Source organism: Marinomonas phaeophyticola, from assembly GCF_026966905.1.
GTDB classification, from domain to species: domain Bacteria; phylum Pseudomonadota; class Gammaproteobacteria; order Pseudomonadales; family Marinomonadaceae; genus Marinomonas; species Marinomonas phaeophyticola.
In genome coordinates this window covers 204,581-229,915 of the sequence record NZ_JAPUBN010000011.1, presented here as the reverse complement: position 1 = coordinate 229,915, position 25,335 = coordinate 204,581, and the positions used below count along the sequence as shown (strand labels likewise).

The following is a 25,335-nucleotide window of genomic DNA, read 5'->3' as shown; positions in this document are numbered from 1 at the left end:
AAGGGTAGTTTATCACCCACAATTGAATAAATTTTTATTTGTTTAATTCTAGAAAAGGTAACCTATGAAACCTCAAAGCGTTCAAACAGATTCTAATGATCTTTTTGTATATAGAATATTACTCGCTCAAGCCCCCATGCTACTGATTAGCGGGTTATTAGGGGAAGGGCTGCTTGCTTTCTCCAGTATTACGGCCTTGATCACATTAGTACTGACGCAAATAAGCTTTAGTTTATTTAAAAACACCACTAGTTTCAGCCTTATAGCCGCTTTTATTATGATGTTGACATCCGCATTTCTAATTCAATCTCAAATGGGGATGATTGAGATGCACTTTCACATTTTTGTGACTATGGTGGTTTTCCTAATATATCAAAAATGGCTGCCACTGTTAGTGAGTCTACTCACCGTTGCCGTTCATCATATCGGCTTTATGATCCTACAACACAACAAGGTTACTCTTTTTGACCTGCCAGTGGCACTCTTTCCTACCTCAGATCATGCAATGGGAATAATGGTATTACATGCGGTATTTGCAGCGATGGAAACCGCCATTTTAATATTTATGGCGAAGCAAATGCGTCAAAGTTCATCCGCCAATGCAAAAATTGCTCACGCCATAGAAAAAATATCTGCAGATAATGATTTAACTACTCGTATTGAAACCCCTAAAACTGAGATTGAGTTAGCCTTTAATAAATTTATTATGCAATTATCTGAATTATTCAAAGACTACCAAAGCATTGCGGTGAAGTTAACGGAAGCAAGTAATCTTATCTCTACCATCGGCGAACAAGCACACCTGACCTCTCAAGAAAGAATCATCTCATCTAAACAGATGGCTAATGCCGCTAGAGGCATAACGGACGTGATGAGAGAAGTGGCGGATAGTATTAGTCAGTCTTCTCATGAAGCGACCGATGTTGAGCAATCGACAATCAATGACAGTCAGCAAGCACTTAAAGTAATGGAGGATATGGAATTATTAGAAAAAGACACCATAAGTATCGCTCAATCACTTAGTGAATTAACAACCGATGTCACTTCGATTACAACCTTATTGCAGTCGATTAAGGGAATTTCTGAACAAACCAATTTATTAGCACTTAACGCCGCAATCGAAGCCGCTCGCGCAGGAGAAACCGGTCGTGGATTCGCCGTGGTGGCTGATGAAGTTCGCACTCTGGCAAAACGCTCAAGTGATTCAACAGATGAAATTGAAAAAGTACTCGAACGCCTCAATTCAAGCGCTAAACGCACAGTTGAATCGATGGCATCAGGTAAACAAAAAACCGCTGAAAATGTGCTGAATACAAAAGCGATTGCAGAAGGATTAGTTCAACGTTCACAGCAAGTTAGCCAGGTCGCTCATACTAGCCAAGTGGCATCAAGAGAAACGAAAGATCAAGAAACAGCACTCAATACTATTTATGATCAATTAAGCGATAATGCTCAGTCTACTCAAGTAATGGCAACAACAATGGAAAAACTGGCACAAATTTCAAAAGACATATTACTGGTGACTGAAGAATACCAAAGAAAATCGGCTATCTATAAAGTCTAGTTAATGGGCTATTTGAGAGATTAATGGGCTATTTTCCGTTAATCTCTCTCTTCATTACTCGAACCCTTTCTATAATTGTGCTATTTTCCTGCCCCTTTCGTAAAAGTCGTTACTTGCTTATCGGCTGAACTTCTTGGGAATCAAGACATGATCACAGGTTTAGACTACGGGACTTCTAATTGCGCCCTTTCAGCCCGCCAACAAAATGCAACAGGTGATACTAGAATAGCACTAGTTCCTCTTGAGAATGGTAAACACTTTTTACCATCGACACTTTATGCACTTGAAAGAGAGCTAATTGTTGAGTCCGTTGCTCAAAACATTCAAAATAAAGACGCCCAACAAGACTTCATAACTTCGCGGCGTAACCAATTAACGCAAGCAAATCGTGTTCGTGTAACCCATGACATAGCCGCCAGCGAACAAGCGTTATTCTTTGGAAAAGAGGCGTTTTCTCATTACTTAGAACAGCCTGATGAAGGCTATTTTGTAAAGTCTCCTAAATCCTTTCTGGGCAGCAGTGGCTTTCGCCCTCAGTTTATTGAATTTTTTGAAGACATAGTCACAGCTATGATGCAAAACATTAAACACAAGGCTGAAATGCATTTAGGCGCTAGCTTAACGCATACAGTAATTGGTCGCCCAGTTAACTTTCAAGGCATTCATTCTGAAAAAAGCAATACCCAAGCGCTGTCTATCTTAACAACCGCCGCTAAACGTGCAGGCTACCAAGAAGTCGAATTTCTTTACGAGCCGATTGCAGCCGGTTTTGCTTTTGAAGAACAACTAACACAGGACAAAACCGTATTGGTTATCGATATTGGCGGCGGTACATCAGATTGCGCCATGGTTAGAATGGGACCAAGCTATCGAGATAAAATCGACAGATCCGAAGACTTTTTAAGCCATACAGGTGAACGTGTTGGTGGTAACGACTTAGACATCCAACTCGCTGGAAAAAACTTTATGCCATTATTTGGTATGGAATCAGAACTCAAAAACGGTTTACCTATGCCAACACAAATCTTTTGGGATGCGGTCACCACAAATGACGTCAGTGCTCAAACCACATTTAATAGCTTACCCACAGAGATGAGTTTAGAGCAGATGCTACGGGACACAAAAGAACCCAAGCTGCTCAATAGACTGCTACTTTTACGTGATAATAAGCAAAATTTCCAACTGGTGCGTGATGCGGAGCAATGTAAAATTGCACTCTCAGATACTTTAGTCAATCAAGTAGACCTTAATTACATTGAGAAAGGCCTTTATTGTGATGTATCAAGAGAGGCTTACACAAAGGCCATCCAGCCGCCGCTATCAAAAATGATCAAGTTAATGACTCAAGCGGTAAATGAAGCCGGTGAAACACCAGAAGTGGTTTTTGTTACAGGCGGATCGGCCCAGTCTCCTATTATCCGTGATGCTATTAGGAAGAGTTTAGGCAATGTGGAAATTCTAGATGGAGATCATTTTGGTAGTGTTGCAGCAGGTCTAGGTGTTTGGGCCGAACGTATTTTTGCCTAATACTAAGTCCTCTACGGAGTGCCTTCAATCATCCGATACAGACAATCAAACTCATAAACAGGCCAAGCTTACCGTATTGGTAAACTTGGCCAAGGTTAATTAGCAAAAGAACACAGCAACCCAAGTATAAAGGCAAAGTAAAACACTCATTAACACCGCTGCTGAACCTGTGTCTTTTGCAAGCCCAGATAAGGGATGAAACTCTAAACCAATGCGGTCCACCGTGGCTTCAATCGCCGTATTCAATAATTCCATTAACAGTACTAACATCAAGGAAAAGATAAGAACAATTCGCTCTAATTTTTCCACGTCCACACTGAGTGCAATGGGTATCAGTATTAACGCTACAATAACCTCTTGTCTAAAAGCCGCTTCGTATACAAAATTATGACATAAACCTTTAACGGAATACCCAGCCGCAAAAAAAATTCGTTTTAGGCCCGTATGCTTAACTATTTTCATCTAATAAAAACCTTAATTTATCAATAAAAGAGTGAATTTGTCGGAAAAAAGAGGCATGCAGAACACACGCAATGCAGCAAATTATCAGCCAAGAAAAAATCATACTGACTAGTGTATGGCTTAAGAAATGATGTCCAATAAGCATTTTATACCCCCCCATTAGCCACCCCACACTTAATGCAGCCGCTACCGCTTGAGTACGACCTTTTTTTGTTCTAGCGAGGAAAAATAAAGACAACAAAGCAAATCCACCACTCGCATGTGCCGCCGGAAAACACCTTTGTGTTTGAGCGGGTTTTAAACCGTCGGGGTATGACTCAAAAACGCCTACGTAGGGAATACGGCCACCATAAGCTGTTAATTTATAAGGACAAGCCACGTTACTAATGTCTTTTGCAATACCAACAGACATAGGAATAAAGATCAGTGACAATAAAACGGTCATCAACCCCTTCCGTCTTTCTTTTACCCAAGGGCGCTTTCTAAAAAACAACAACAGCACAAGCAGAATAAGGGCAAAAATAATTAATAATGCTTTGATGCCGTCATAGAAAATAAAATGGACCATACTGCCTTTGTCTAAGGAAAGTAGCCAATGCTTTTCTGTAAAATCATACAGGGAGTTTTGCACAAACAGATCAAGCGATGTGGTTTCGAAAATCAGCACGGTAAACAACAACATCACTAAAGTATAGATAAAAGGTTTAATAGAAAATGCCATGCTTATTCAACCCTATTATTCATACTGATTAAAGGGATATCAGACGCCGGTGACAAGCTCGTCTGTAGATGGAAAAAAGCCAGTAAGGTATCAAATAAGGCATCATGTGAATTCGCTTGATTCGCTCGTAACTTAGTTTGTTCTACATTGACTGAAGAGGACTCTCCCGTCCACAACAGCATAGGAACATGTGTTTGCGCATCAGGTGCAAAAGCATAAGGTAAGCCGTGCAGGTAAACACCCGCCTCACCCAGTGATTCCCCATGATCACTTACATACAACATGCTGGTGTCAAAGCTCGCATTCGCCTTTAACAGTGCAATGACTTTTGAAAGAAAATAATCGGTATAACGAATACTATTATCGTAAGCATTAATGACTTCTTGCTGTGAACAATCAGATAATTCCGGAGTAGAGCAAGCAGGTTGAAAGTAAGCGAACGCTTCTGGATAGCGTTTAAAATACGCTGGACCATGACTACCCATTTGATGCAGTACAATCATAATATCGCCAGACTTCTGGTTAATATACTCTTGTAACCCCTCCAGCATACCTAAATCTCGACATTCTATATCGCACTGAGTATTTATCTCACGGGTATGGTAATCCTGGTAATTAACACGTGCAGCAACACCTTTTGAGTCCGAATTATTGTCTCGCCATAACACATTCACGTCAGCGGCTTGTAATAGATCTAATATGTTCTGAGTTCTTCTCGTGGTTTTGACATCAAGACCCTTTCGCCCTTGATAAGCAAACATACAAGGAACAGAAACCGCCGTGGATGTGCCGCAAGAAGATATATGTGGAAAGTTGATTAATCTGGCTTCATTACTAGTAAATTCATTGGTTAAACGATCGTATCCATTCAGAGAGAAATGATCGGCGCGAGCCGTCTCCCCTACCACCATAATCATTAAACGTCGATTATCCCAACGGCTCACCGCCGGTTTAGGCGTGACCTTTGTATTCAATAAGACTAATTCTTGGCTTTCTGGTGTTTTAAATATCTCATTCACATAACGAACGGCAGAATAAATCGGATAGCTTGGATTTACATAATAACGAACCGATTTATGTTCTCGAAAGAAGCTGGCAAATTGATTACCATTTGATACTAAGCACAGTCCTGAAATAGCAAAGGACAAAATAGCTAATAACGCCAAACGGACCGTTTTGTGTAATATACTTTCTTCTTTTAGGCTAACGATCAAGATGAAAATACTTGGCAACACGGCAAAAAACACTACTTTTAATAATAGTCCCCAAGTAAACATATCAAAGGCTTCTGCCGTGTTGGTTTCTAAGGTATTACGGATCATGTCAGAATCGATAACAGTGCCAAACGTATCCGTAAAATACGCTGACAAGGTTGCGATAAAAATAAAGCTAATACTGACTATTTTGACTGGGATAACTAAGCTCAACAGCGTCATGAGTAAGACTAAGAGTGCAAACAACAGCATACTTAACGCTGCCATAAAGCCCACGTTATCGCTTACAGGGTATAATGTCGTCACTTTACTGAAGAAGGCTCCATTCGCTGTTATAGCAATAAACAAGGCCACAACAAGAATGATGACATAACGTGGAAAGTTGAGTTTAGGGAGTGCTATTAGAGAAATCATACTTCGCATTGCCATTCTGTTCATTAGAAGAACTGCAAATGTATGAAAAAACCGGTTAAGCCAGTGTTAGATAAATGTTAAGAAAGTGTTAAACACGCACGAGAGACAAGTTCAATTAACTGAGTAGCTTTACATACCCCTTTATGAAAGGGGCATTTGATAAATTTAGGAGCAAGTATTGCGAATATTAATTGTCGAAGATAACAAAGATATTGTGGCTAACATCTATGAATACTTTGAACCACTTGGTTATACCGTTGACAGTGCATCAAATGGTTTAAGTGGGTTATCTCTTGCTATAGAAAACAGCTATGATGTCATTATACTCGACATTATGTTACCACGATTAGACGGAGTGCAGTTATGTCAACGACTACGACAAGAACTTATGCTAAACACGCCTATCATTATGCTAACGGCAAAAGACACCGTTGAGGACAAGGTCACTGGACTCAAAAATGGGGCCGATGACTACCTTATAAAACCCTTTTCCCTGGTTGAACTAGAAGCCCGTTTATACGCCTTAAGTCGGCGGGTCTCCCATAATTATACAAAACAACTCTTAACATTAGGTCCATTAGAGTTTGACCCCCAAACCTTAGCGCTTACGCGAGAAGAAAAAGCACTGCAGCTCAAACCGCTCGGTTATAAAATTTTAGCCATATTAATGAAAGATTCGCCTAAGGTATTTAGTCGTAAAGAATTAGAATATCAACTATGGGGGGACTCCCCTCCAGATAGTGATGCCTTAAGAACACATATTCATACAATGCGGCAAGTGATCGATAAACCGTTTAGCTCACCAATGATTAAAACCGTCCAAGGGATTGGCTACTGTATGGTCACCCCAAAATGATTAGAAATTTAACCTTAAAAAACCGCATCTCCCTATCCTATACAGGCCTATCAATTCTTATCTGCTTAGTATTCATAATGATTTTTCGATTTTCAGAAGAATTTATTGAAGAGTATCTTATCTACCCACAGCTCTCATTCGAGCTCAATCGGTTTGTAAAGAGCCAACAAAATATCGATATCTCCCCTCCTGGAATGTCTTTTTATAATGAGAGCACCATACCCACATCATTAAAGCACTTTCAACCGCAAAACAACCTCCAAGAAACCGAGATTGAAGGCAAAGAGGTCACTCTTATTGTTGCTAATATTAATGGTCAGAAGTATATGGTGATTGATAATAAATCGATTTTTGAAGACCTAGAAAGCGCAATTGAAATCATTTTAATCTTAGCCTCTTTCTTCTCTATTCTATCTGCGTGGCTCTTTAGTAAACTTTCTACTCGTTCCGTCATTGCACCGCTTTCTATCATGGTAAAAGAAATAGAAAGTGATGCCGAAAGATTGCACTTTTCTATTACCTCTACAGATGAAATAGGCACCCTTGCCCGTGCAATAGAAGAGCGCAACGCCAGACTGCAAGACTTCTTAGAACGAGAACGGGTGTTCAGTAGCGACACCAGTCATGAACTAAGAACACCTCTAACGGTTATTTTAGGGGCAACAGAAGTGCTTTTAGCAAATTTAACTGGCCAACCTAAATTACTCAACACCGTAAATAGGATTAAAAGAACGACTATTGAAACAACCGAACAAGTATCTGCCTTGCTGTTATTGTCTCGATCCCCCGAACGTTTATCTTATTCGACAGTACAGATAGAAAGGCTTATTCAAGAACAAAGACATCAATGTGAATATCTCTTAGAAAGCAAACCCGTGTCCTTCAATGTACATATCCAAGACACGGTTGAAATACGCTCTCAGCCAGAGCTCATTAGCGTAGTATTAAGAAATTTATTCAAGAATGCCTGCCAGCACACGGAACAAGGTTCAATTTCAGTACAGTTATGCAAAGACAAGTTGATTATTGAAGATACTGGCAGCGGTATTGGTAGCGACAGTCAGGTGCTTTTATTCGATAGAAGTAATAATGCAAGCAGCCAAACAGGCTATGGGTTTGGCCTTAGCATAGTGAAGCGTATCATAGATCAGCTGCACTGGAACATTCAGTTTGAAACACCACATCAAGGTGGCAGTCGATTTATCGTTTTTTTCATGATGCTGACCAAACCTCACCATAAAAAAGCACCACAATTTGGGTAATACTGGTCGAAACTAAAGCAATCAGGTATGCTGCACGGCCACTGACCAGCAAATGCAATTGGTGGATTATTATTCTTCCTTTGATATGAGATTTACCCTATGAGTTTTGCCTCTTTGGGCTTAAGTGCCCCCCTTCTAAAAGCCATTGAAAAACAAGGGTATAATACCCCAACTCCGATTCAGCAGCAGGCGATTCCAGCTGTATTAGAAGGGAGAGACGTAATGGCCGCTGCACAGACAGGGACAGGCAAAACAGCAGGTTTTACATTACCTTTGTTAGAACGCCTTGCTTCTGGACAACGATCGCAAGACAATCAAGTTCGTTGCCTAGTGTTAACACCAACCCGTGAATTAGCCGCACAAGTAGGTGAAAGCATCGCTACTTATGGTCAAAATATGCCGCTTCGATCTGCGGTTGTATTTGGCGGTGTTAAAATCAACCCGCAAATCGCCTTAATGCGCCGTGGTGTCGATATTCTTGTAGCTACTCCAGGTCGCTTATTAGATTTATACAATCAAAATGCCGTTAAATTCAATAATCTTGAAATTCTTGTGTTAGACGAAGCCGATCGCATGTTAGACATGGGGTTTATTAACGACATTAAAAAAGTATTGAAAGTATTACCTAAACAACGCCAAAACTTACTTTTCTCAGCCACATTTTCTGAAGATATTCGAGCACTTGCAAAAGGTTTAGTGAATGATCCTGTAGAAATTTCAGTGACGCCAAGAAATACCACGGCCAATACAGTGAAACAGTGGATTCATTGTGTGGATAAAAAAGAAAAAGGCGATTTATTAGTTCGATTAATCAAGGACAATAAATGGCATCAAGTACTTGTTTTTACTCGAACTAAGCACGGTGCTAACAAACTCACAAAACAGCTTAATGAAGAAGGCATCACCGCTGCCGCAATACATGGTAACAAGAGTCAAGGTGCACGAACCAAAGCCTTAGCCGAATTCAAACAAAATGTCACTCGTATTCTAGTGGCTACCGACATTGCAGCTCGTGGCTTAGATATAGAGCAATTACCTCAAGTTGTTAACTTTGATCTACCCAATGTTGCTGAAGATTATGTTCACCGTATAGGTCGTACTGGCCGTGCAGGAGCAAGTGGTCATGCCGTTTCTCTAGTAGCCGCCGATGAAGTTGATCAGTTAATTGCTATTGAACGACTTATTCAAAAAGTACTAGAACGCCGTCATATGGATGGTTTTGAAGCGAATCATATTGTACCGATTACCACATTAGACTCACGCCCAATGAAGGCCAAAAAGCCGAATCGTGGAGGACAAAATGAAGCTGCACCTAAAGCCCGTAACAAGGGTCGCGGAAGAGGAGGCAATGGCAGTAACCTTCCAAGAGCGAATAAGTCAGAAAGTAAAAGCAGTAGCGATAAACGTCCTTCCACTAAATCAACGTCACAACCAAAGGATGGTCTACGTAGTCAACCTATGGCCCCTCGCCGTCGTCCAGCGAATAAACCAAGCTAATTTATTAAACAGTGAATGAATCGTCTATTTATTCAGCTTTTATAATTAGAAAAGCGCCAAGCTCTTATTGAACTTGGCGCTTTTTTATTATGATCATATCGTTGTATAAAGTAGAAACTAGTTACGAATCAAAGTCGTCTACATAATTAAATGATCGGGACTCAATAACTAGACCATCATCTACCACTTCCACAGTCCACTGCCCATCAAAACCAGGCATCAATTTTTTGCTTGACCATACTCGCCAACGGTCTCCGCCGATATCAAATGGCAGCTCTGCTTGAATAACACCATCTAATAACCATCGATGCAAGATTGTATGGCCCGACATGTCACGTAAATCGGTAAAAAAGTACACACGCTGAATTTCACCGTACATAACTTTTATCGTATCACCAATATCATTGATAGGTTCACGATCAACGACATCATTTGCAAATTGAGCTCGTGCTACCAATGCCATAGCAGGCTGGGCTAAGCAGAATGACAAAATGCTCAATGTGCATAATTTAATTACTGACCGCAATATCATATACAAATCCTATTCAATTTATTAAATAATACTTAATTAATATAACGTTGCATGTATATAATTTTCATATTAATCAGTTTAGATTAAGTTTTCTAATCTTGTTCTATTTTACGAAAGATAGCACAAAGAATACCTTAACCATAAAAATCCAGTATATTATTTTCGGTCAGCAAGTGGCTGTGAAAACGTATATTCCATATCCCAAGGAAAGCGAATCCAAGTATCTTGGCTGACTTCAGTGACAAAGGTGTCTATTAATGGCTTACCTGCAGGTTTTGCGTAAATAGTAGCGAAGTGTGCTTTTGGCAGCATTTCCCTTACTTTTTGAGCCGTTCTACCAGTATCGACTAAATCATCAATCAGCAACATACCTTCTCCGTCACCTTCGACACCTTTCAAAATATTTAATTCGCCTTGATGCATCGCTTCTTTTCCTTCAGAAGAGTAACTAACAATGCAAATTGTATCAATTAAACGAATGTCTAATTCACGGCAAATAATCGCAGCAGGTACTAAGCCACCACGAGTGATTGCAATAATCCCTTTCCAAGGCCCTTTTTCCAATAAACGCCAAGACAAAGCACGCGCATTTCGATGCAACTCTTCCCAAGAAACAGGGTAATCCTTTGAATATGGATTCATTTAACACTCCTAAACTGACAAAATTGGCTAAATCAAGGCTCTGGTGACGTTCACCTGAGAACCAATGATAAAAATTGGTCGTGAATTTTAACTAAATTAAGATGAATTTACCTAATAATTAATCAAAGTTTCTTTTTTGAGAGCCATCGCTCTCATTCTTTAATACCAGAGGTAAACCCGCTGATACAAGAGTCACTTGCGGGCATAATTGTGCAAGTATTTGATTCAACATCCCCAGCTCATCCGCAAAGCGTCGAGCTAGTGCGTTCATTGGCATGATACCTAAACCGACTTCCCCGCTAACAATAACAATTTTTCCTTGAAAGCTTTCAAGTGTAGACAGGAATTGACTTTTTTCAAATGCGAAACGCCCTTCATCTTCAAGGCACAATAGATTAGTGAGCCAAAGTGTAAGGCACTCAATAATCACACCACTACCTTGATCATCCACTTTTTTTAACGCCTCAGCTAATAAAATAGGCTCTTCAATTAAATCCCAGCTGCTGGGTCGACTTAATTGATGGGAGTGAATACGAGCACGCATTTCTTCATCCCAGGCTTGTGAGGTCGCGATGTAGGTGATCTTATCTACCTTCTGCTCTTGCAGTTGCGTATTAATCCAGCTTTCAGAAAAATGGCTTTTTCCACTTCTAACACCACCTAAGACTAAATGCTTCAAACTATGACACCTTTATATTACCAATTGATGATAACGTTAAAAGAGAAAGTACTCTTTCTTGTAATGCTGAAAACTCTTGACTAGCAGGTAAAGCAAAGCGCAGCCAACCATCACCTAGTCGAATATGAATGCCTTTATTTTGTAATAACTGGAAAGCCTCATCCGCTACGGCTTTTTCTAAAAATACACAGAAAAATAACGAAGCAGATCGCCAGCTTACTTGTCCACCCAGAGAGACAAGCCAGCGAGAAAGCAAGGGTTGAATACGAGCTTCAAATTCAGACCGTCTGCTAGCTAATGACCCTATTGCCTGTTTTTGCCACTCTCTATCTTCAAATGCACACGCGGTAAGATAAGCAGACACGGTGGCAATTGGCCAAGGTCCAATCACTTGTTGTAATTGACTTAAAACCGCTGACGAGGCAAAACAAAAACCGACTCTAGCCCCAGCTAACCCAAAAAATTTTCCAACAGAACGTAATACAATGAGACTTTCAGGCCAATCATTAACTATGCCATGAGACAGTAGGCTCTGGTCTTTAATAGGATCGATAAAAGCTTCATCCACAAGTAAGTAACCATTTTGAGAATGCGCTCTTTCTATGAGTCGCTCAAATTGTTGCAAACCAGTGAGCTCCGTTGTTGGATTGTTAGGATTAATTACCACAGCAATATCCCACTTTGACACCAATAAAGACTCAACCGTCGAGTAATAACACACGGTATAGCCCCACTTATCCCAAGCATTAGCATGCTCTTGATAGCCAACCTGAGGCAGCATAATCACAGTGTCTTGCGTTGCTAAATGCTGAGCGACTTGAGGCAAGATGACTGGCAACCACTCTATTGCTTGCTGTGTCCCGGCCAATGCAAGGCTATTATTCCTACCGTAATAGCTTGATGCGGCTCGGTTTAGTTCATAAAGATCCGGTAACGCCATCCACTTATCCACATTCACCGCCGGGATAGGCCAAGGTTCTTTATTCACCGCGGAAGACAAATCCAGCCAAGTGGTTGCGTGAGGCAAACTCACTTCCCGCTTGATTTTTTCTAAGTTTCCACCATGTGCCAAAGTGTCTATATCAGAACGTAAATGAGGATAACCCACACAAAAACTCCTCGATCAATCAGTGTAATGGCTTGCGTTAAATCATTAACAGCAGGATCACGCCCCTCACCGAGTATTGGTCTAGACTCTTTCTTACCAAAATACACCGCATCTCCACCTAATTTTACGCCTAACGCTCCGGCACCCGCAGCCATAACCGGGCCAGCATTAGGACTTTTCCAATATAAAGATTGTTGACGGGCACAACGTCGAGCACGAGAACCATTGCCCCATGCCATACCACAAAGTGCATAGGTATAAACCACTAAACGAGCAGGAATGAAATTCAAGACATCGTCAAAACGTGCCGCAAACCAACCAAAATATTTCAATTCGCTTGTCTTATACCCCCACATTGCATCCAAGGTATTAGCTAAGCGATACAACAAAACGCCAGGGGCGCCTAATATGAAAAACCAAAATATAGGTGCATACACAGCGTCACTCCCATTCTCTAGCACAGATTCAATACCCGCTTTTGATACGTCTTCTGCCGTTAAGGCTTGGGTGTCACGGCTAACGATGTGAGATACGGCTGTCCGAGCGGTATCCAAATCATGCTTCAATAGAGGCAATTCAATCGCCAGTGCATGCTCTCGTAAACTTTGCCAACCAATACAAAAATACAGCACTACCGTGGATAACAACCAAGACAAAGCCACTGGCAACAAACTAAAAGTAACGAGTAAAACAAGCAACCATGGGAGAACCGCCAGGCACCAAGCCAAGATACCAGCACGCCTTTGATCAAAAGTTCTATCGTCTAAAGATCTTTGCAATTGTAAGCGACTGCTATCGGCCCATTTCCCGAACCACACCAAGGGATGCCAAGACTTTGGCTCACCTATCAGTCTATCTAATATAAGAGCCCCAAAGAGCGAAAAAAACGATGCTGAAAACCATTCAAAAATCATAAAGAGTTTTTCTCAAAATTACCGTGTTAGACAAAAGAATCAGGTAGAATTCTACCATCTTAATATCACCAACAGCGATAACGATTCATGTCTCCAAAATGTTTAATGGTTCAAGGCACAACCTCCGACGCCGGTAAAAGCACTTTAGTTACCGCCCTCTGCCGTTTATTACACAGAAGAGGGATTAAGGTTGCGCCCTTTAAACCCCAGAATATGGCGCTTAATAGTGCGGTCACCCCTGATGGTGGTGAAATTGGTAGAGCTCAAGCCGTACAAGCCTACGCCGCAGGGATCGAACCCCATGTGGACATGAGCCCGATTTTATTAAAACCGAACACAGATACGGGCGCACAAGTCATTATACAAGGCAAAGCCATTGGCAATATGAATGCCGTCGGCTATCACGATTACAAATTGATTGCTAAAAAAGCCTCCATTGAATCTTTCTCACGATTATGCCATCAGTATGACTGGGTGCTCGTTGAAGGGGCAGGTAGCCCAGCAGAAATTAATTTACGTGCTCGTGACATTGCTAATATGGGATTTGCTGAAAGCGTTAACTGCCCTGTCATTATCATTGCAGACATAGACAAGGGAGGGGTTTTTGCTCACTTAGTAGGCACTCTCGAATTACTAAGCCAATCAGAACAAGATCGGGTTATTGGCTTTGTTATTAACCGCTTTAGAGGTGATATTAACTTACTGCGATCTGGACTAGATTGGTTAGAAAAGCGAACAAAAAAGCCTGTGCTGGGTGTTCTACCCTATTTAAAAGGCTTTTACCTTGAATCAGAAGATGCTGTATCACAACCAGCAGCAAATACGTTCGTGTCAAAAAAAACGCCAGATAACATACTTAATATCGTTATCCCAATAACACCAAGAGTTAGTAATCATACCGATTGGGACCCCTTAAGTTTACACCCTCAAGTAAATGTCATTTTAGTAAGAGAGAACCAAATAATCCCACCTGCGGACCTAGTGATTTTTCCTGGTAGTAAAAGTGTACAAGCCGACTTAACCTTTTTGAAAGCACAGGGTTGGGAAAGTTATCTCAGCAAGCACCTACGCTATGGAGGTAAAGTTATTGGCATTTGTGGAGGGTATCAAATGCTAGGATTAGAGCTAAAAGACCCTTTAGGTTTAGAAAATGATCAACCTAAGCAAATGCAGGGCTTTGGTTTTATCCATATGACAACCGAGTTAGCCACGGAAAAGCAGCTTCATTTGCAAAATGGGAAGCTCAACACATCTTCTACATGGTTAACTGATGGAAACATCTCAGGGTATGAAATTCATTCTGGTGTTTCTACTCATCATCACCCTTATCAGCCTTTTGCAGAGCTTGATAATGGACAAGCAGAAGGTTACATAAGTCAAGACGGACAAATTATTGGTAGCTATTTACATGGGCTCTTTGACAGTCCAACAGCATTAGACAGTATACTCAATTGGGCAGGATTAAAAACACACTCTCTATTTGATTACGACGTCTACCGCAATGCTGAAATTAATCGCTTAGCCGATTCTTGCGAATCACACATAGACATCAACTTGCTGCTAGCACAAGCGGAAAAATTTTCACTCTCTATTTAACTAAACTGCCAAGAATTAATGATACCCATCAGCGGTCAATAATCGACCGCTTTTCGGAGCTCAAACAGGATAAATGCTTGTTTAACACTTAACTTTTATCACATAGACTACATGTTGATTTTGGATAATAACCGATGCTGAGCACGCTTATACACAAAGCGAAAACGTAAAATTAGTAATACAGCCAATAAACTCAATCCAGCCCAAAGACCAATATAAAAGCCTAAGACACCTAAAGAGTCTGCCCAAGGGCTAAAATGAGAAAGCCAATACCCTAAAGGCATACTCAGACCAAATAAAGAAACGCCAAATGAAATCATCGCAACTCGAGTGTCTCTAAAGCCTCTCAAAGCCCCAGTAAAAACAGTCTGTAAGACATCAGAAAACTGGTAACACGCCGTCACCACTAAAATATTGGCCGCCATCATGGCCACTTCTTTATTCGCCGTATACAGGAAAGGAATATCATCATTAAATATCTGCGTTATTGTAAAGCAGATGACGAAATAACCCGTCCCAAGTCCTATAATCACTTTCATTCTTTGTTTCACACCATTCACCCCTTCATTTGCAAGGGCTTTAGCAATGACAATCGCGGTGACCGCACTCATCGCCATCATTGGCGTAAACAAAATTGAGGTATAAGACATAATAATTTGTCCCGCCCCTAAAGCATAATCTCCAAACGATGAAATTAGCCACATAAGAGAGGAAAATAAAGCCACTTCAAATGAGAATGCGAAACCGGCCGGGATACCCACACTCAAGAGCAAACCACATTTTTTCACATAAGGCAGCACTAACTTAGTAAACAAAGGTCGCTTATTAATAAAACGATCATAAATGAAGAAATAAAGTACCGATAGCCATATAGATAAGGTTGAAGCGATCGCCGCGCCTTTCGCACCCATTTCAGGAAAGCCTAATTTACCAAAAATTAATAAATAGTTAAAAAAGATGTTTAACAGCAGGCTCATAAACGCAACCAACATAGGAAAATGAGGTCTGCCTGCCGATTCATATAAATTCTTATAGGCAGTCATCATTCCCAGCATAGGAATAATCGGCGCTATTCGCCATAGATAACCAATAGTGACTTCTCTTGTGACGTCTTCTGTCGCCATAAACGGCACGACTAACGGAGCAACGAATGCCGTTAGCAACGCACCGATAGTGCCTAGAAATAAACAGACCCCAACCGCTTGCGACATGTAAATATTAACTAGCTTTACCTGTCTTCCATGCAAGTGTTTGGTAATTAAAGGCGTTAGCCCAAAGGACATGCCGATTAAAAAACACCCTATTGGCAGCCATAAACTCGATGCTAGCCCAACTGCGGCTAGGTGATAGGCATCATAATGCCCCAACATCAATGTATCGACTAAGCTCGTTGATAATTCCAGTGTCATAGTCAACACCATAGGGAAAAGCAAAAATAGCACTTCCCTTAAATTAGGCCACTTTTTCAACACAAACTTACTTCCCTAAAATAGTAAAAAAACGCCCTACAATGTAGCATCTTATTTAAGATAATCCAGCTTTAATCCATATTTAACAAATTCAAACCTAACTTTCTTAAATCCGACGCTCACCTTGCTATTCATGGCTGATACAGACAAAATACTTTTCCCTAATCTCTTATTCTTAAAAGGATTTATGCCGCTTTATGACTGTTCTTTCTACACTTGGTCCCTTATTGCTGGCCTTACTAATGGGTTACTGGATTAACGTTTCTCTTCTAACCCCGTCAAGAGTCAGTACCCTATTAAGTCAACTCACCTATGTAATATTAGCCTTGATTGGCTTTAGCTTAGGCGCTCTCGATGACTTCTCCGAAAAGTTGTTAACAGCAGGCCGTCAAGCCGTATTATTCTTAATCATGATCTGCCTAGTGAGTTTAACCGCACTCTTTTTTTCCGGGCGTTACCTCTCCTCTAAAGAAGATAAAAGCATTACGCAATCACCATTAAGTACTACAGACACTAGCACTGTACTAAGTTGGGCTATTTTACATGAAGCAGGAAAAACACTGGCTTGGGTTGTGGCTGGAGGAATACTTGGATACGTATTCTCTAGCTTCTCAACTCATATAGACAGTCTTGTGATGTTACTTCTATATGTACTCTTGTTTTTGATTGGCTGTCAATTACGTCAAGGAAACTACCGATTACGAAAATTATTTCTTAATAGTCAGGGACTTATTATTGCAAGCGTGACCATTTTCAGTACGCTAATGGCAGGAGTAATTACCGCTTTTATCATTGGCCTACCTTGGCAGCATGGACTCGCTGTTGTATCTGGATTTGGGTGGTATAGTCTGTCAGGGATTTTAATTACCGGGCTTGGAAACCCAGTTTTAGGAACAACAGCCTTCTTACTAGACCTCAGTCGAGAGATTTTAGCGCTTATGCTGATCCCTATATTTGCCAAAATAAATACACATTTATCGATTGGTTTTTCCGGCGCCACAGCAATGGATTTTACGCTCCCAATGTTAAGTAAATTCCACAGTTCAAATGTAATCCCAATTTGCATAGCAAGTGGTTTTATTATGAGCTTACTAACTCCAATTCTCATTCCATTGTTTTTGGAAATGTCATTCAAATAAAGACAAAAGCATTGAAAACCATAGTGGAGTGATAAGGATAGTGGCGTCGCTATAGGGCTATGCGATGATCACACAACCCTATTGTTACGTATTAAAACAATTGAATATGACTTAATTTCGAGGAGCATAGGCAAAAACATCAGAAGTACACTGAGCATCGTGTAAACCAGACGCCTGTAATTGGTCTAAGGTGCCGTATACCATAGCGACTGAACCACTTATAAAAGCAACACTCTGACTTAAATCGGTAAAATCCTCTTGGATGGCTTGATATAACCAACCAGTACGTCCACCCCAAGAATCATTTGGCTCATTAACCACCACATTAATACTAAATCCGTTATCGGTATCAGACATTACTTTCAGCCACTCTTTTTGAAAGACATCTTCTGGAGTGCGTAACCCCCAATAAAAAGACACCTTACCAGAATAGTTTTGATATTTTAGGTGATCATAAAGACTTTTTATTTGAGAGAATCCCGTGCCACCAGCAATCAATAAGATATGGTCCACATTAGGAGTAATAAGAGGCGCTTCTATATGACTGTCGCCACCAGGCATCTTGATGGTTATATCCGTATGACTCATTAAAAAATCAATTACTTTATAGGCCAATGATGCGTCATCATTAACCAAGATATACAAAGTTAATTCAGGTAATTCATGTGGAGCACTACCAATAGAATAAGGCACCATTTCACCTGAAGGCAATACAATCATCAAGTATTGTCCAGCAATGAAATCTAGGTTTTCAACCTTTAATGTCACTTGATAAACATTATGATTAATTAGCTCAATCGTACCCACTTGGGCCGTTACGTCTTTCACACCATAGCTCCAAAATTAGCCTATCTGTTGCACTCAATAAAAATCAAATGATAAGCAAATTGATTAACTGTACGTTATGACAACATACAAAAAAGCCACTATTATAGTGGCTTTTTGACACAAGTTTTGTAATTACTTGTTTTTGCCCTTCATAGACTCAAAGAAGTCATCATTGGTTTTCGTTACTTTCAAGCGATCAATTAAGAACTCTGTGGCGGCAACATCTTCCATAGGGTTTAACAGTTTACGTAATATCCACATACGTTGCAATTCATCTTCTGACGTCAATAGATCTTCACGACGAGTACCAGAGCGACGAATATTTATGGCTGGGAAAGTACGTTTTTCAGCAATTTTACGGTCTAGATGGAGTTCACAGTTACCAGTACCTTTAAACTCTTCAAAGATAACTTCGTCCATTTTAGAACCCGTATCAACCAAAGCAGTGGCTATAATAGTTAAGCTACCACCTTCTTCAATATTACGTGCCGCACCAAAGAAGCGTTTTGGACGTTCTAATGCGTTTGCATCCACACCACCAGTTAATACTTTACCAGATGAAGGTATAACCGTGTTGTAAGCACGTGCCAAACGCGTAATAGAATCCAAAAGAATCACTACATCACGCTTATGCTCGACTAATCGTTTCGCCTTTTCAATAACCATTTCAGCCACTTGAACATGACGGCTAGGTGGTTCATCGAATGTAGAAGCAACCACTTCACCACGAACAGTACGTGACATTTCAGTTACTTCCTCAGGACGCTCATCTATTAGCAAGACAATTAAATGGCAATCAGGTGAGTTACGAGTAATCGCATTCGCGATATTTTGTAACATAAAGGTTTTACCTGCTTTTGGAGGCGATACCACCAAAGCACGTTGACCTAACCCCATAGGCGCAACAAGATCGATAATACGCGAAGTAATATCTTCTGTTGAACCATTACCCGCTTCCATCAACAAACGTTCATCTGGAAACAAGGGGGTTAAGTTTTCAAAAAGAATCTTATTACGAACACTTTCGGGCTTATCAAAGTTAATTTCATTAACTTTTAAAAGCGCAAAGTAACGTTCGCCATCTTTGGGTGGTCGAATTTTCCCAGAAATCGTATCGCCTGTACGCAGACTAAATCGACGAATCTGACTAGGAGAAACATAAATATCGTCAGGACCAGCTAAGTAAGAACTGTCAGGGGAGCGTAGAAAGCCAAAGCCGTCTTGCAGAATTTCTAAAATACCATCGCCATAAATATCTTCACCACCTTTAGCGTGACGCTTAAGGATTGCAAAAATTACATCTTGTTTCCGGGAACGGGCGATATTATCGAGCCCCATTTCGGCAGCAATGTCTAATAGTTCTTGTACTGATTTCTGTTTTAATTCGGTAAGGTTCATAAACGGGTTGTTTTGCGTTTGCTCATTAAGGGACAATGGACGGGTCTACTCTTCAGATAAATACGTTAATGTGAAATAAGTGTATAATTTTTTTATTGAAGTAATATTACTAAAACGAATACTAGACAAAAAAATCCATATAAATAGTCTTTATAACTTACCTTATATACACTCTATAAGGAAATAATAAAGTAGATGACTAAATCATAGTAGTCGTAACAGTTTGATTGGCCGTCTCGTAAATTAACATTAAACTGAGTCGAAATATTCAACTTCATTCAATAAAGACATCTCTACTATAGATCGACTTATCGCTGAGGTCTATAGGAAAAAAGCAGGAATCTACTTTTTTTTGAGAATTTTTTGATCGGGAGTCAAAATCATGACTTTCTCAACACACTAATGATACTCTTGCGGTATTCGACGATTGGGAAAGGCTTAACGAATGCAATCACTCTTTCAGCAACAAACTCATGATTTACCGTTCGAAAAAATTGCAGCTATAGATTTAGGGTCAAATAGCTTCCACATGGTAATCGCGCAAATTAACCACGGACAACTTCGTATAACAAATGAATACGGAGAAAAAGTCCAATTGGCCGCTGGTTTAGTCAATGATGTATTGGATGATGACGCCCTTCAAAGAGGCTTAGATTGTCTGTCTCGCTTCGCACAAGTAATAGAGGACATGCCTTTAGGTTCTGTTCGTATCGTTGGCACAAACGCTCTGCGAGTTGCTGACAACCGCTATGACTTCATCGGTAAAGCAATGGATATTATTTCTCACCCCGTTGAAATAATTGCTGGTCGAGAAGAGGCTCGCTTAATTTATGTCGGTGTATCTAATACCATGGATCATGGCGATCAAAAACGCCTAGTAGTAGACATTGGGGGCGGTAGTACCGAATTTATTATCGGTCAGCATCTCAAGCCGATTATGACTGAGAGCCTTCATATGGGCTGTGTCAGTTTTCGACAACGCTTCTTTGCCGACGGAGTCATTAACAAAACCAATTTCCAGAAAGCCGTAACCTCAGCCCGTTTAGAGTTATTCAGCATCCAAGACGACTACTTAGAAGAGAAATGGGATATTGCCATTGGCTCTTCGGGTACCATAAAAGCCGCCTACAACATCATCAAAGAAAACGCTTGGAGTAAAAAAGGCATTACTCTTAAAGCATTAAAAATGATCCAGAAAGCACTGTTTGAGGCAGGACATGCTGATAACATCAACTTAGTTGGTTTAAAACCTGAGCGAAAGTCTACCTTTGCCGCAGGCATTGCAATACTCACCGCGGTTTTTGAATGCTTTGACATTAAGCAAATGGATTTCTCGAATGGAGCGCTAAGAGAAGGGGTTCTCTATGATATTGTTGGCCGTTATACGGAAACGGATATCCGAGAGACAACAGTGCAATACTTATTAAATCAATATCATATAGACACACAACAATCTAAGTTGGTAATGAATACCGCTATATCCGCCCTAGCTCAAGTCAAAGAAGATTGGGGACTAAACAGCGTTTCGGTTGAAGATTTACTGAGGTGGGGTGCACTAATTCATGAGATCGGTGTAGGTATTTCTCACAGTAGATACCATAAACATGGTGCTTACATTATTAGTGAATCAGATCTACCAGGCTTCTCTCAGCAAGAACAGCAAGCACTTGCCAATTTAGTATTACGCCATAGAAGAAAATTTAGTCAATCATTAATGTATCGCTTTACCAAAAGCGACCAATTAGAATTGGATAAATTGGCTATATTATTGCGCCTGGCTATTGTAATGCATCATGATAGAAAAGAAGGCGACATGCCTATCTTCACCTTACAGGCAAAAGACAAAACGTTAAAACTTGAATTTTTGCCTGATTGGCTGGCATCCCGTCCATTAACTGAGGCAACACTGCAACAGGAAGCGGACTATTTAGCTGCAGAAGGTTATAAACTGAGCTTTAGCTAAATAATGTACACTTTTATCATCACCCTAGGGTGATGATAAAAAAACCTCTTACTCAAGATGAGAGTAAGAGGTTTTTTTTGAGCATTTGCTTTGATTCGGTCTAAGATAAAAATACATTCATTAACGCGTATTATCAGCCAAGTCACTCAATAAAGTACGTTGAGCACTACGATACTGCCCTTTCCTAGGCTTATTTAATTGATAAGAACCATCGCCTTGTAACACCCAACTCTGAGTATTATCAGCTAAATAACATTCCAACTCTTTCTTCACTCGACGAGCTAATTTTTGATCTTGTAACGGGAAAGCTACCTCAATACGATTATTCAAGTTTCGATCCATTCCATCGGCGCTGGATAAATACACTAAAGGATTACGGTTATTATAAAAATAATAAACCCGAGTATGTTCCAAGAAGCGACCAATAATGGATCTTACCCGAATGTTCGAAGACACTCCTTTTACTCCTGGCCTTAATGTACAAATACCCCGAACAATCAAATCAATTTTAACACCGGCTTGAGAGGCTTTATATAAAGCTTGAATTAGACGCTGCTCAGTCAAGGAATTCACTTTAATGATAATACGAGAAGGCTCGCCTTTACGGGCATTTTCTGCTTCCCTCTCGACCATATCTAACAAGCGATCTCGTAAAGTGAAAGGGGCATGTAATAGCTTTTTCACTTTCAACTCTTTACTCATCCCTGTTAATTGCTGGAATACCTTATGAACATCTTCACCAATATCTGGATCACTGGTTAAGAAGCTGTAATCCGTATAAAGGCGAGCATTACCTGCATGGTAATTACCCGTTCCCAGATGAACATAGCGAGACAGAACATGACCTTCACGACGAACAATCAAAATCATTTTTGCATGAGTTTTATGGCGGACTACACCATAAACAACCACCGCGCCAGCATCTTGTAAACGACTCGCTAACGCTAGGTTTTCCGCCTCATCAAAACGAGCTCTTAGCTCAATCACTACGGTAACCTCTTTGCCATTACGCGCCGCATCAACTAAGGCATTCGCAATCGGAGAACGGGCTCCTGTACGATAAAGGGTTTGACGAATGGCGACCACATTAGGATCTTTAGCCGCATTACTTAATAAATCCACGACAGGAGAAAAACTCTCAAATGGATGCATTAATAAATAATCACGAGATCGCATCGCTTCAAAGATATCACTACCACCCGCGAGTTTTTTCGGCAACCCTGGAGAAAATGGAGAATACATTAACTCTGGACGATCAACTAAATCTAACACCGCCATCAATCGACTCAAATTAACAGGACCATCAATACTGTATAAATCGGCTTCATGTAAATCAAACTGTTTTAGTAAGGAGTTCACCACCTCATCAGGACAGTTATCGGCAATTTCTAAGCGAACAGAGCTACCATAATGGCGACTCTGTAATTCGGTTCGCAACGCGCCAGCTAAATCGACACCAATGTCGTCTGAATCCACTTCCAGATCGGCATTACGAGTTAAACGGAACTGATAACACCCTTTTACGGTCATCCCTGGAAATAGCTGATCCGCATGTGCATGAATAATAGACGAAAGAAAAACTAAATTATCACCACCATCACACACCTCATCAGGCAGACGCACTAACCGAGGCAAAGAGCTCGGTGCTGGCACAATAGCCAAACCATTTTCACGTCCGAAGGCATCACGCCCTTCTAACTCGACAACAAAGTTGAAGGTTTTATTAGCTAGGCGTGGGAAAGGATGGGCTGGGTCTAATCCTACAGGGCTAATAATAGGTAATACATCATCTCTAAAATAACGCTTTACCCAAGCGGCTTGAACATCACTCCAATGACTTCGGCGAATGAATTTAACGTCACTTTCTGCCAGTTTTGGAAAAATTATGTCATTAAGAATACGGTACTGGCGGCGCACAAGTTTATGGGCTTGTTCACTGATCTGACGTAACACTTCTTTCGGGTGTAAGCCATCAGGACCGTTTTTTTCACGGCTGTATTCAAGTTGACTCTTTAAACCAGCAACACGAATTTCAAAAAACTCATCCATATTACTGCTAAATATGCATAAGAACATAAGACGATTTAAAATAGGATGATTTTCATCCATCGCCTGTTCTAACACACGCGAATTGAACTGCATGTGGCTCAATTCTCGATTGAAATACAACTCAGGGTCATTCAAGTTAATTTCTTCAGGACTAAGCTCTTCAAGAGCCATTTTTTTAGGATCGACAGGCTGCTCAGGTATAGGCTCTAATACCAGCTCATCCGCGTCATCGACCACTACGGTCGTTTTAACCTCTTTATCCACTGCTTCTGACACTGGTAACTCCAACATGAGTTTGTTTCACTCCCGATTTAATAACCTAAAAAAATTAATGATTTTATGTTCAAAATAAACGTTACTAGAAACACTCTCTTTTTCATGTCCCTCGTAACGACAGTGATTTTTAAATGTTATGCGTATTTTGTACTGTTCACGTTCTTCGCGTTTACCTACTTCTCGTCCAGTAATAACCGAGCTGCATCTTTTGCGAAATACGTTAGTATTCCATCTGCACCTGCGCGTTTGAAAGCCAATAAGGATTCCAACATAACGCTGTTTTTATCTAACCACCCCTGTTGAAAGGCGGCCATTTGCATTGCATATTCTCCGCTCACTTGATAGGCAAATGTAGGCACAGCCAATTCTGTTTTTACTCTACGAACAACATCCAAATATGGCATACCAGGCTTCACCATTACCATATCGGCACCTTCTTCAATATCCAACAACACTTCTCTAATCGCTTCATCAGAGTTTGCAGGGTCCATTTGATAATTAAATTTATTCCCTTTTCCTAAATTAGCGCTTGAGCCAACCGCATCTCTAAAAGGACCGTAATATGCCGATGCATATTTAGCCGAATACGCCATAATGCGTGTATTAATGTAGCCTTGAGCTTCCAATGCTTCACGGATAGCACCAATGCGACCATCCATCATATCGGAAGGAGCAACGACATCAGCCCCTGCTTCGGCATGTGAAAGCGCTTGTTTTACTAAAATCTCTGTGGTTATGTCATTTAAAACATAACCAGAAGCATCAATCACACCATCCTGCCCATGTGTTGTGAACGGGTCTAATGCCACATCAGTAATCACACCTAAATCAGGAAAGGCTTCTTTCAACGCTCTCACAGCTCGTTGAGCCAAACCATCCGAGTTGTACGCTTCTTCCGCATCTAAAGATTTCTTTTCTGTGGGTACAACCGGAAATAAAGCAATCGCCGGAATACCAAGCTCAACAAGCTCAGCGGCTTCAAGTAGAAGCTGGTCTATCGATACTCGTTCAACCCCTGGCATAGACGCTACCGTTTCTCGTTGATCGGTTCCCTCAATAACAAACATGGGGTAAATCAAATCATCGACACTTAAACGATTTTCTCGCATTAATCGACGTGAAAAATCATCTTTACGCATACGACGCATACGAACAAATGGAAAGGTCATACCCCTAACTCCTATAATTGTAGATTAAAATAACGATTATTTATGACATTTTCGTT

General features: G+C 40.6%; 21 protein-coding genes. 8 read left to right on the top strand and 13 right to left on the bottom strand.

Annotation, left to right across the window (positions count from 1 at the left end; genetic code table 11):
• Positions 1-64 precede the first annotated feature (64 nt).
• Positions 65-1,564: a methyl-accepting chemotaxis protein gene (locus tag O1D97_RS04965; RefSeq protein WP_269123358.1), complete on the top strand. Its 1,500-nt coding sequence runs from the start codon at positions 65-67 to the stop codon at positions 1,562-1,564.
• Between the two features lie 147 nt (positions 1,565-1,711).
• Positions 1,712-3,091, top strand: a complete 1,380-nt coding sequence (gene yegD / locus O1D97_RS04960) for a molecular chaperone (RefSeq protein ID WP_269123356.1) — start codon at positions 1,712-1,714, stop codon at positions 3,089-3,091.
• 99 nt (positions 3,092-3,190) lie between these two features.
• Here yegD and O1D97_RS04955 read toward each other — a convergent pair whose 3' ends face one another.
• From O1D97_RS04955 to O1D97_RS04945, 3 genes are read right to left on the bottom strand one after another with little or no spacing between them, the layout of a single operon-like run.
• Positions 3,191-3,553: a diacylglycerol kinase gene (locus tag O1D97_RS04955; RefSeq protein ID WP_269123353.1), complete on the bottom strand. Its 363-nt coding sequence runs from the start codon at positions 3,551-3,553 to the stop codon at positions 3,191-3,193.
• Complete coding sequence (locus O1D97_RS04950) at positions 3,540-4,274, bottom strand: phosphatase PAP2 family protein (RefSeq protein ID WP_269123352.1); 735 nt, start codon at positions 4,272-4,274, stop codon at positions 3,540-3,542. Before O1D97_RS04950 ends, O1D97_RS04955 begins: the two co-directional genes overlap by 14 nt.
• Before the next feature lie 2 nt (positions 4,275-4,276).
• A complete protein-coding gene (locus O1D97_RS04945) occupies positions 4,277-5,902 on the bottom strand; it encodes a phosphoethanolamine transferase (RefSeq protein ID WP_269123350.1) in 1,626 nt (541 codons plus the stop codon).
• Between the two features lie 178 nt (positions 5,903-6,080).
• Between O1D97_RS04945 and O1D97_RS04940 the strand changes: the two genes are divergently transcribed.
• From O1D97_RS04940 to O1D97_RS04930, 3 genes are all read left to right on the top strand, one after another.
• Positions 6,081-6,758 (top strand): response regulator transcription factor, encoded by a 678-nt coding sequence (locus O1D97_RS04940; RefSeq protein ID WP_269123348.1) that lies wholly within the window; start codon positions 6,081-6,083, stop codon positions 6,756-6,758.
• A gap of 77 nt (positions 6,759-6,835) precedes the next feature.
• Positions 6,836-8,020: a sensor histidine kinase gene (locus tag O1D97_RS04935; protein ID WP_269123346.1), complete on the top strand. Its 1,185-nt coding sequence runs from the start codon at positions 6,836-6,838 to the stop codon at positions 8,018-8,020.
• 99 nt (positions 8,021-8,119) lie between these two features.
• On the top strand, positions 8,120-9,517 hold the full coding sequence (locus tag O1D97_RS04930; RefSeq protein WP_269123344.1) for a DEAD/DEAH box helicase: 1,398 nt from the start codon (positions 8,120-8,122) through the stop codon (positions 9,515-9,517).
• A gap of 121 nt (positions 9,518-9,638) precedes the next feature.
• Here O1D97_RS04930 and O1D97_RS04925 read toward each other — a convergent pair whose 3' ends face one another.
• From O1D97_RS04925 to cbiB, 5 genes are all read right to left on the bottom strand, one after another.
• The gene (locus O1D97_RS04925; protein WP_269123342.1) at positions 9,639-10,049 is read right to left on the bottom strand and encodes a DUF2914 domain-containing protein; all 411 of its coding nucleotides are present in this window, start codon (positions 10,047-10,049) and stop codon (positions 9,639-9,641) included.
• Positions 10,050-10,205: 156 nt separating this feature from the next.
• Positions 10,206-10,691, bottom strand: a complete 486-nt coding sequence (gene gpt, locus O1D97_RS04920) for a xanthine phosphoribosyltransferase (protein WP_269123340.1) — start codon at positions 10,689-10,691, stop codon at positions 10,206-10,208.
• Between the two features lie 118 nt (positions 10,692-10,809).
• Entirely contained in the window at positions 10,810-11,370 is a 561-nt protein-coding gene (gene cobU / locus O1D97_RS04915; protein ID WP_269123338.1) for a bifunctional adenosylcobinamide kinase/adenosylcobinamide-phosphate guanylyltransferase, read from the bottom strand.
• Between the two features lies 1 nt (position 11,371).
• Positions 11,372-12,478: an aminotransferase class I/II-fold pyridoxal phosphate-dependent enzyme gene (locus O1D97_RS04910; RefSeq protein WP_269123336.1), complete on the bottom strand. Its 1,107-nt coding sequence runs from the start codon at positions 12,476-12,478 to the stop codon at positions 11,372-11,374.
• Positions 12,448-13,392 (bottom strand): adenosylcobinamide-phosphate synthase CbiB, encoded by a 945-nt coding sequence (gene cbiB, locus O1D97_RS04905; protein ID WP_269123334.1) that lies wholly within the window; start codon positions 13,390-13,392, stop codon positions 12,448-12,450. Before cbiB ends, O1D97_RS04910 begins: the two co-directional genes overlap by 31 nt.
• Positions 13,393-13,479: 87 nt before the next feature.
• Here cbiB and O1D97_RS04900 point away from each other — a divergent pair, with 87 nt between their 5' ends.
• Positions 13,480-14,988, top strand: a complete 1,509-nt coding sequence (locus O1D97_RS04900) for a cobyric acid synthase (RefSeq protein WP_269123332.1) — start codon at positions 13,480-13,482, stop codon at positions 14,986-14,988.
• A gap of 107 nt (positions 14,989-15,095) precedes the next feature.
• On the opposite strand, the gene O1D97_RS04895 is transcribed toward O1D97_RS04900, so the two are convergent.
• Positions 15,096-16,409 (bottom strand): MATE family efflux transporter, encoded by a 1,314-nt coding sequence (locus tag O1D97_RS04895; protein ID WP_269123857.1) that lies wholly within the window; start codon positions 16,407-16,409, stop codon positions 15,096-15,098.
• A 245-nt stretch (positions 16,410-16,654) separates the two neighbouring features.
• Between O1D97_RS04895 and O1D97_RS04890 the strand changes: the two genes are divergently transcribed.
• Positions 16,655-17,596 carry a LysO family transporter gene (locus O1D97_RS04890; protein WP_269123330.1) on the top strand — a complete coding sequence of 314 codons (942 nt, stop codon included), beginning with the start codon at positions 16,655-16,657 and terminating at the stop codon, positions 17,594-17,596.
• A 111-nt stretch (positions 17,597-17,707) separates the two neighbouring features.
• On the opposite strand, the gene O1D97_RS04885 is transcribed toward O1D97_RS04890, so the two are convergent.
• Positions 17,708-18,424, bottom strand: a complete 717-nt coding sequence (locus tag O1D97_RS04885; RefSeq protein ID WP_269123327.1) for an NAD(P)H-flavin reductase — start codon at positions 18,422-18,424, stop codon at positions 17,708-17,710.
• Positions 18,425-18,556: 132 nt separating this feature from the next.
• A complete protein-coding gene (rho, locus tag O1D97_RS04880; RefSeq protein ID WP_269123856.1) occupies positions 18,557-19,822 on the bottom strand; it encodes a transcription termination factor Rho in 1,266 nt (421 codons plus the stop codon).
• Positions 19,823-20,267: 445 nt separating this feature from the next.
• On the opposite strand from rho, the gene O1D97_RS04875 reads away from it, so the two are divergent.
• Complete coding sequence (locus O1D97_RS04875) at positions 20,268-21,785, top strand: Ppx/GppA phosphatase family protein (protein WP_269123326.1); 1,518 nt, start codon at positions 20,268-20,270, stop codon at positions 21,783-21,785.
• A gap of 120 nt (positions 21,786-21,905) precedes the next feature.
• Here O1D97_RS04875 and ppk1 read toward each other — a convergent pair whose 3' ends face one another.
• Complete coding sequence (gene ppk1, locus O1D97_RS04870; RefSeq protein ID WP_269123325.1) at positions 21,906-24,125, bottom strand: polyphosphate kinase 1; 2,220 nt, start codon at positions 24,123-24,125, stop codon at positions 21,906-21,908.
• Between the two features lie 158 nt (positions 24,126-24,283).
• Positions 24,284-25,279, bottom strand: coding sequence for a porphobilinogen synthase (gene hemB / locus O1D97_RS04865; protein ID WP_269123323.1), 996 nt, complete (start codon positions 25,277-25,279; stop codon positions 24,284-24,286).
• Positions 25,280-25,335 lie beyond the last annotated feature (56 nt).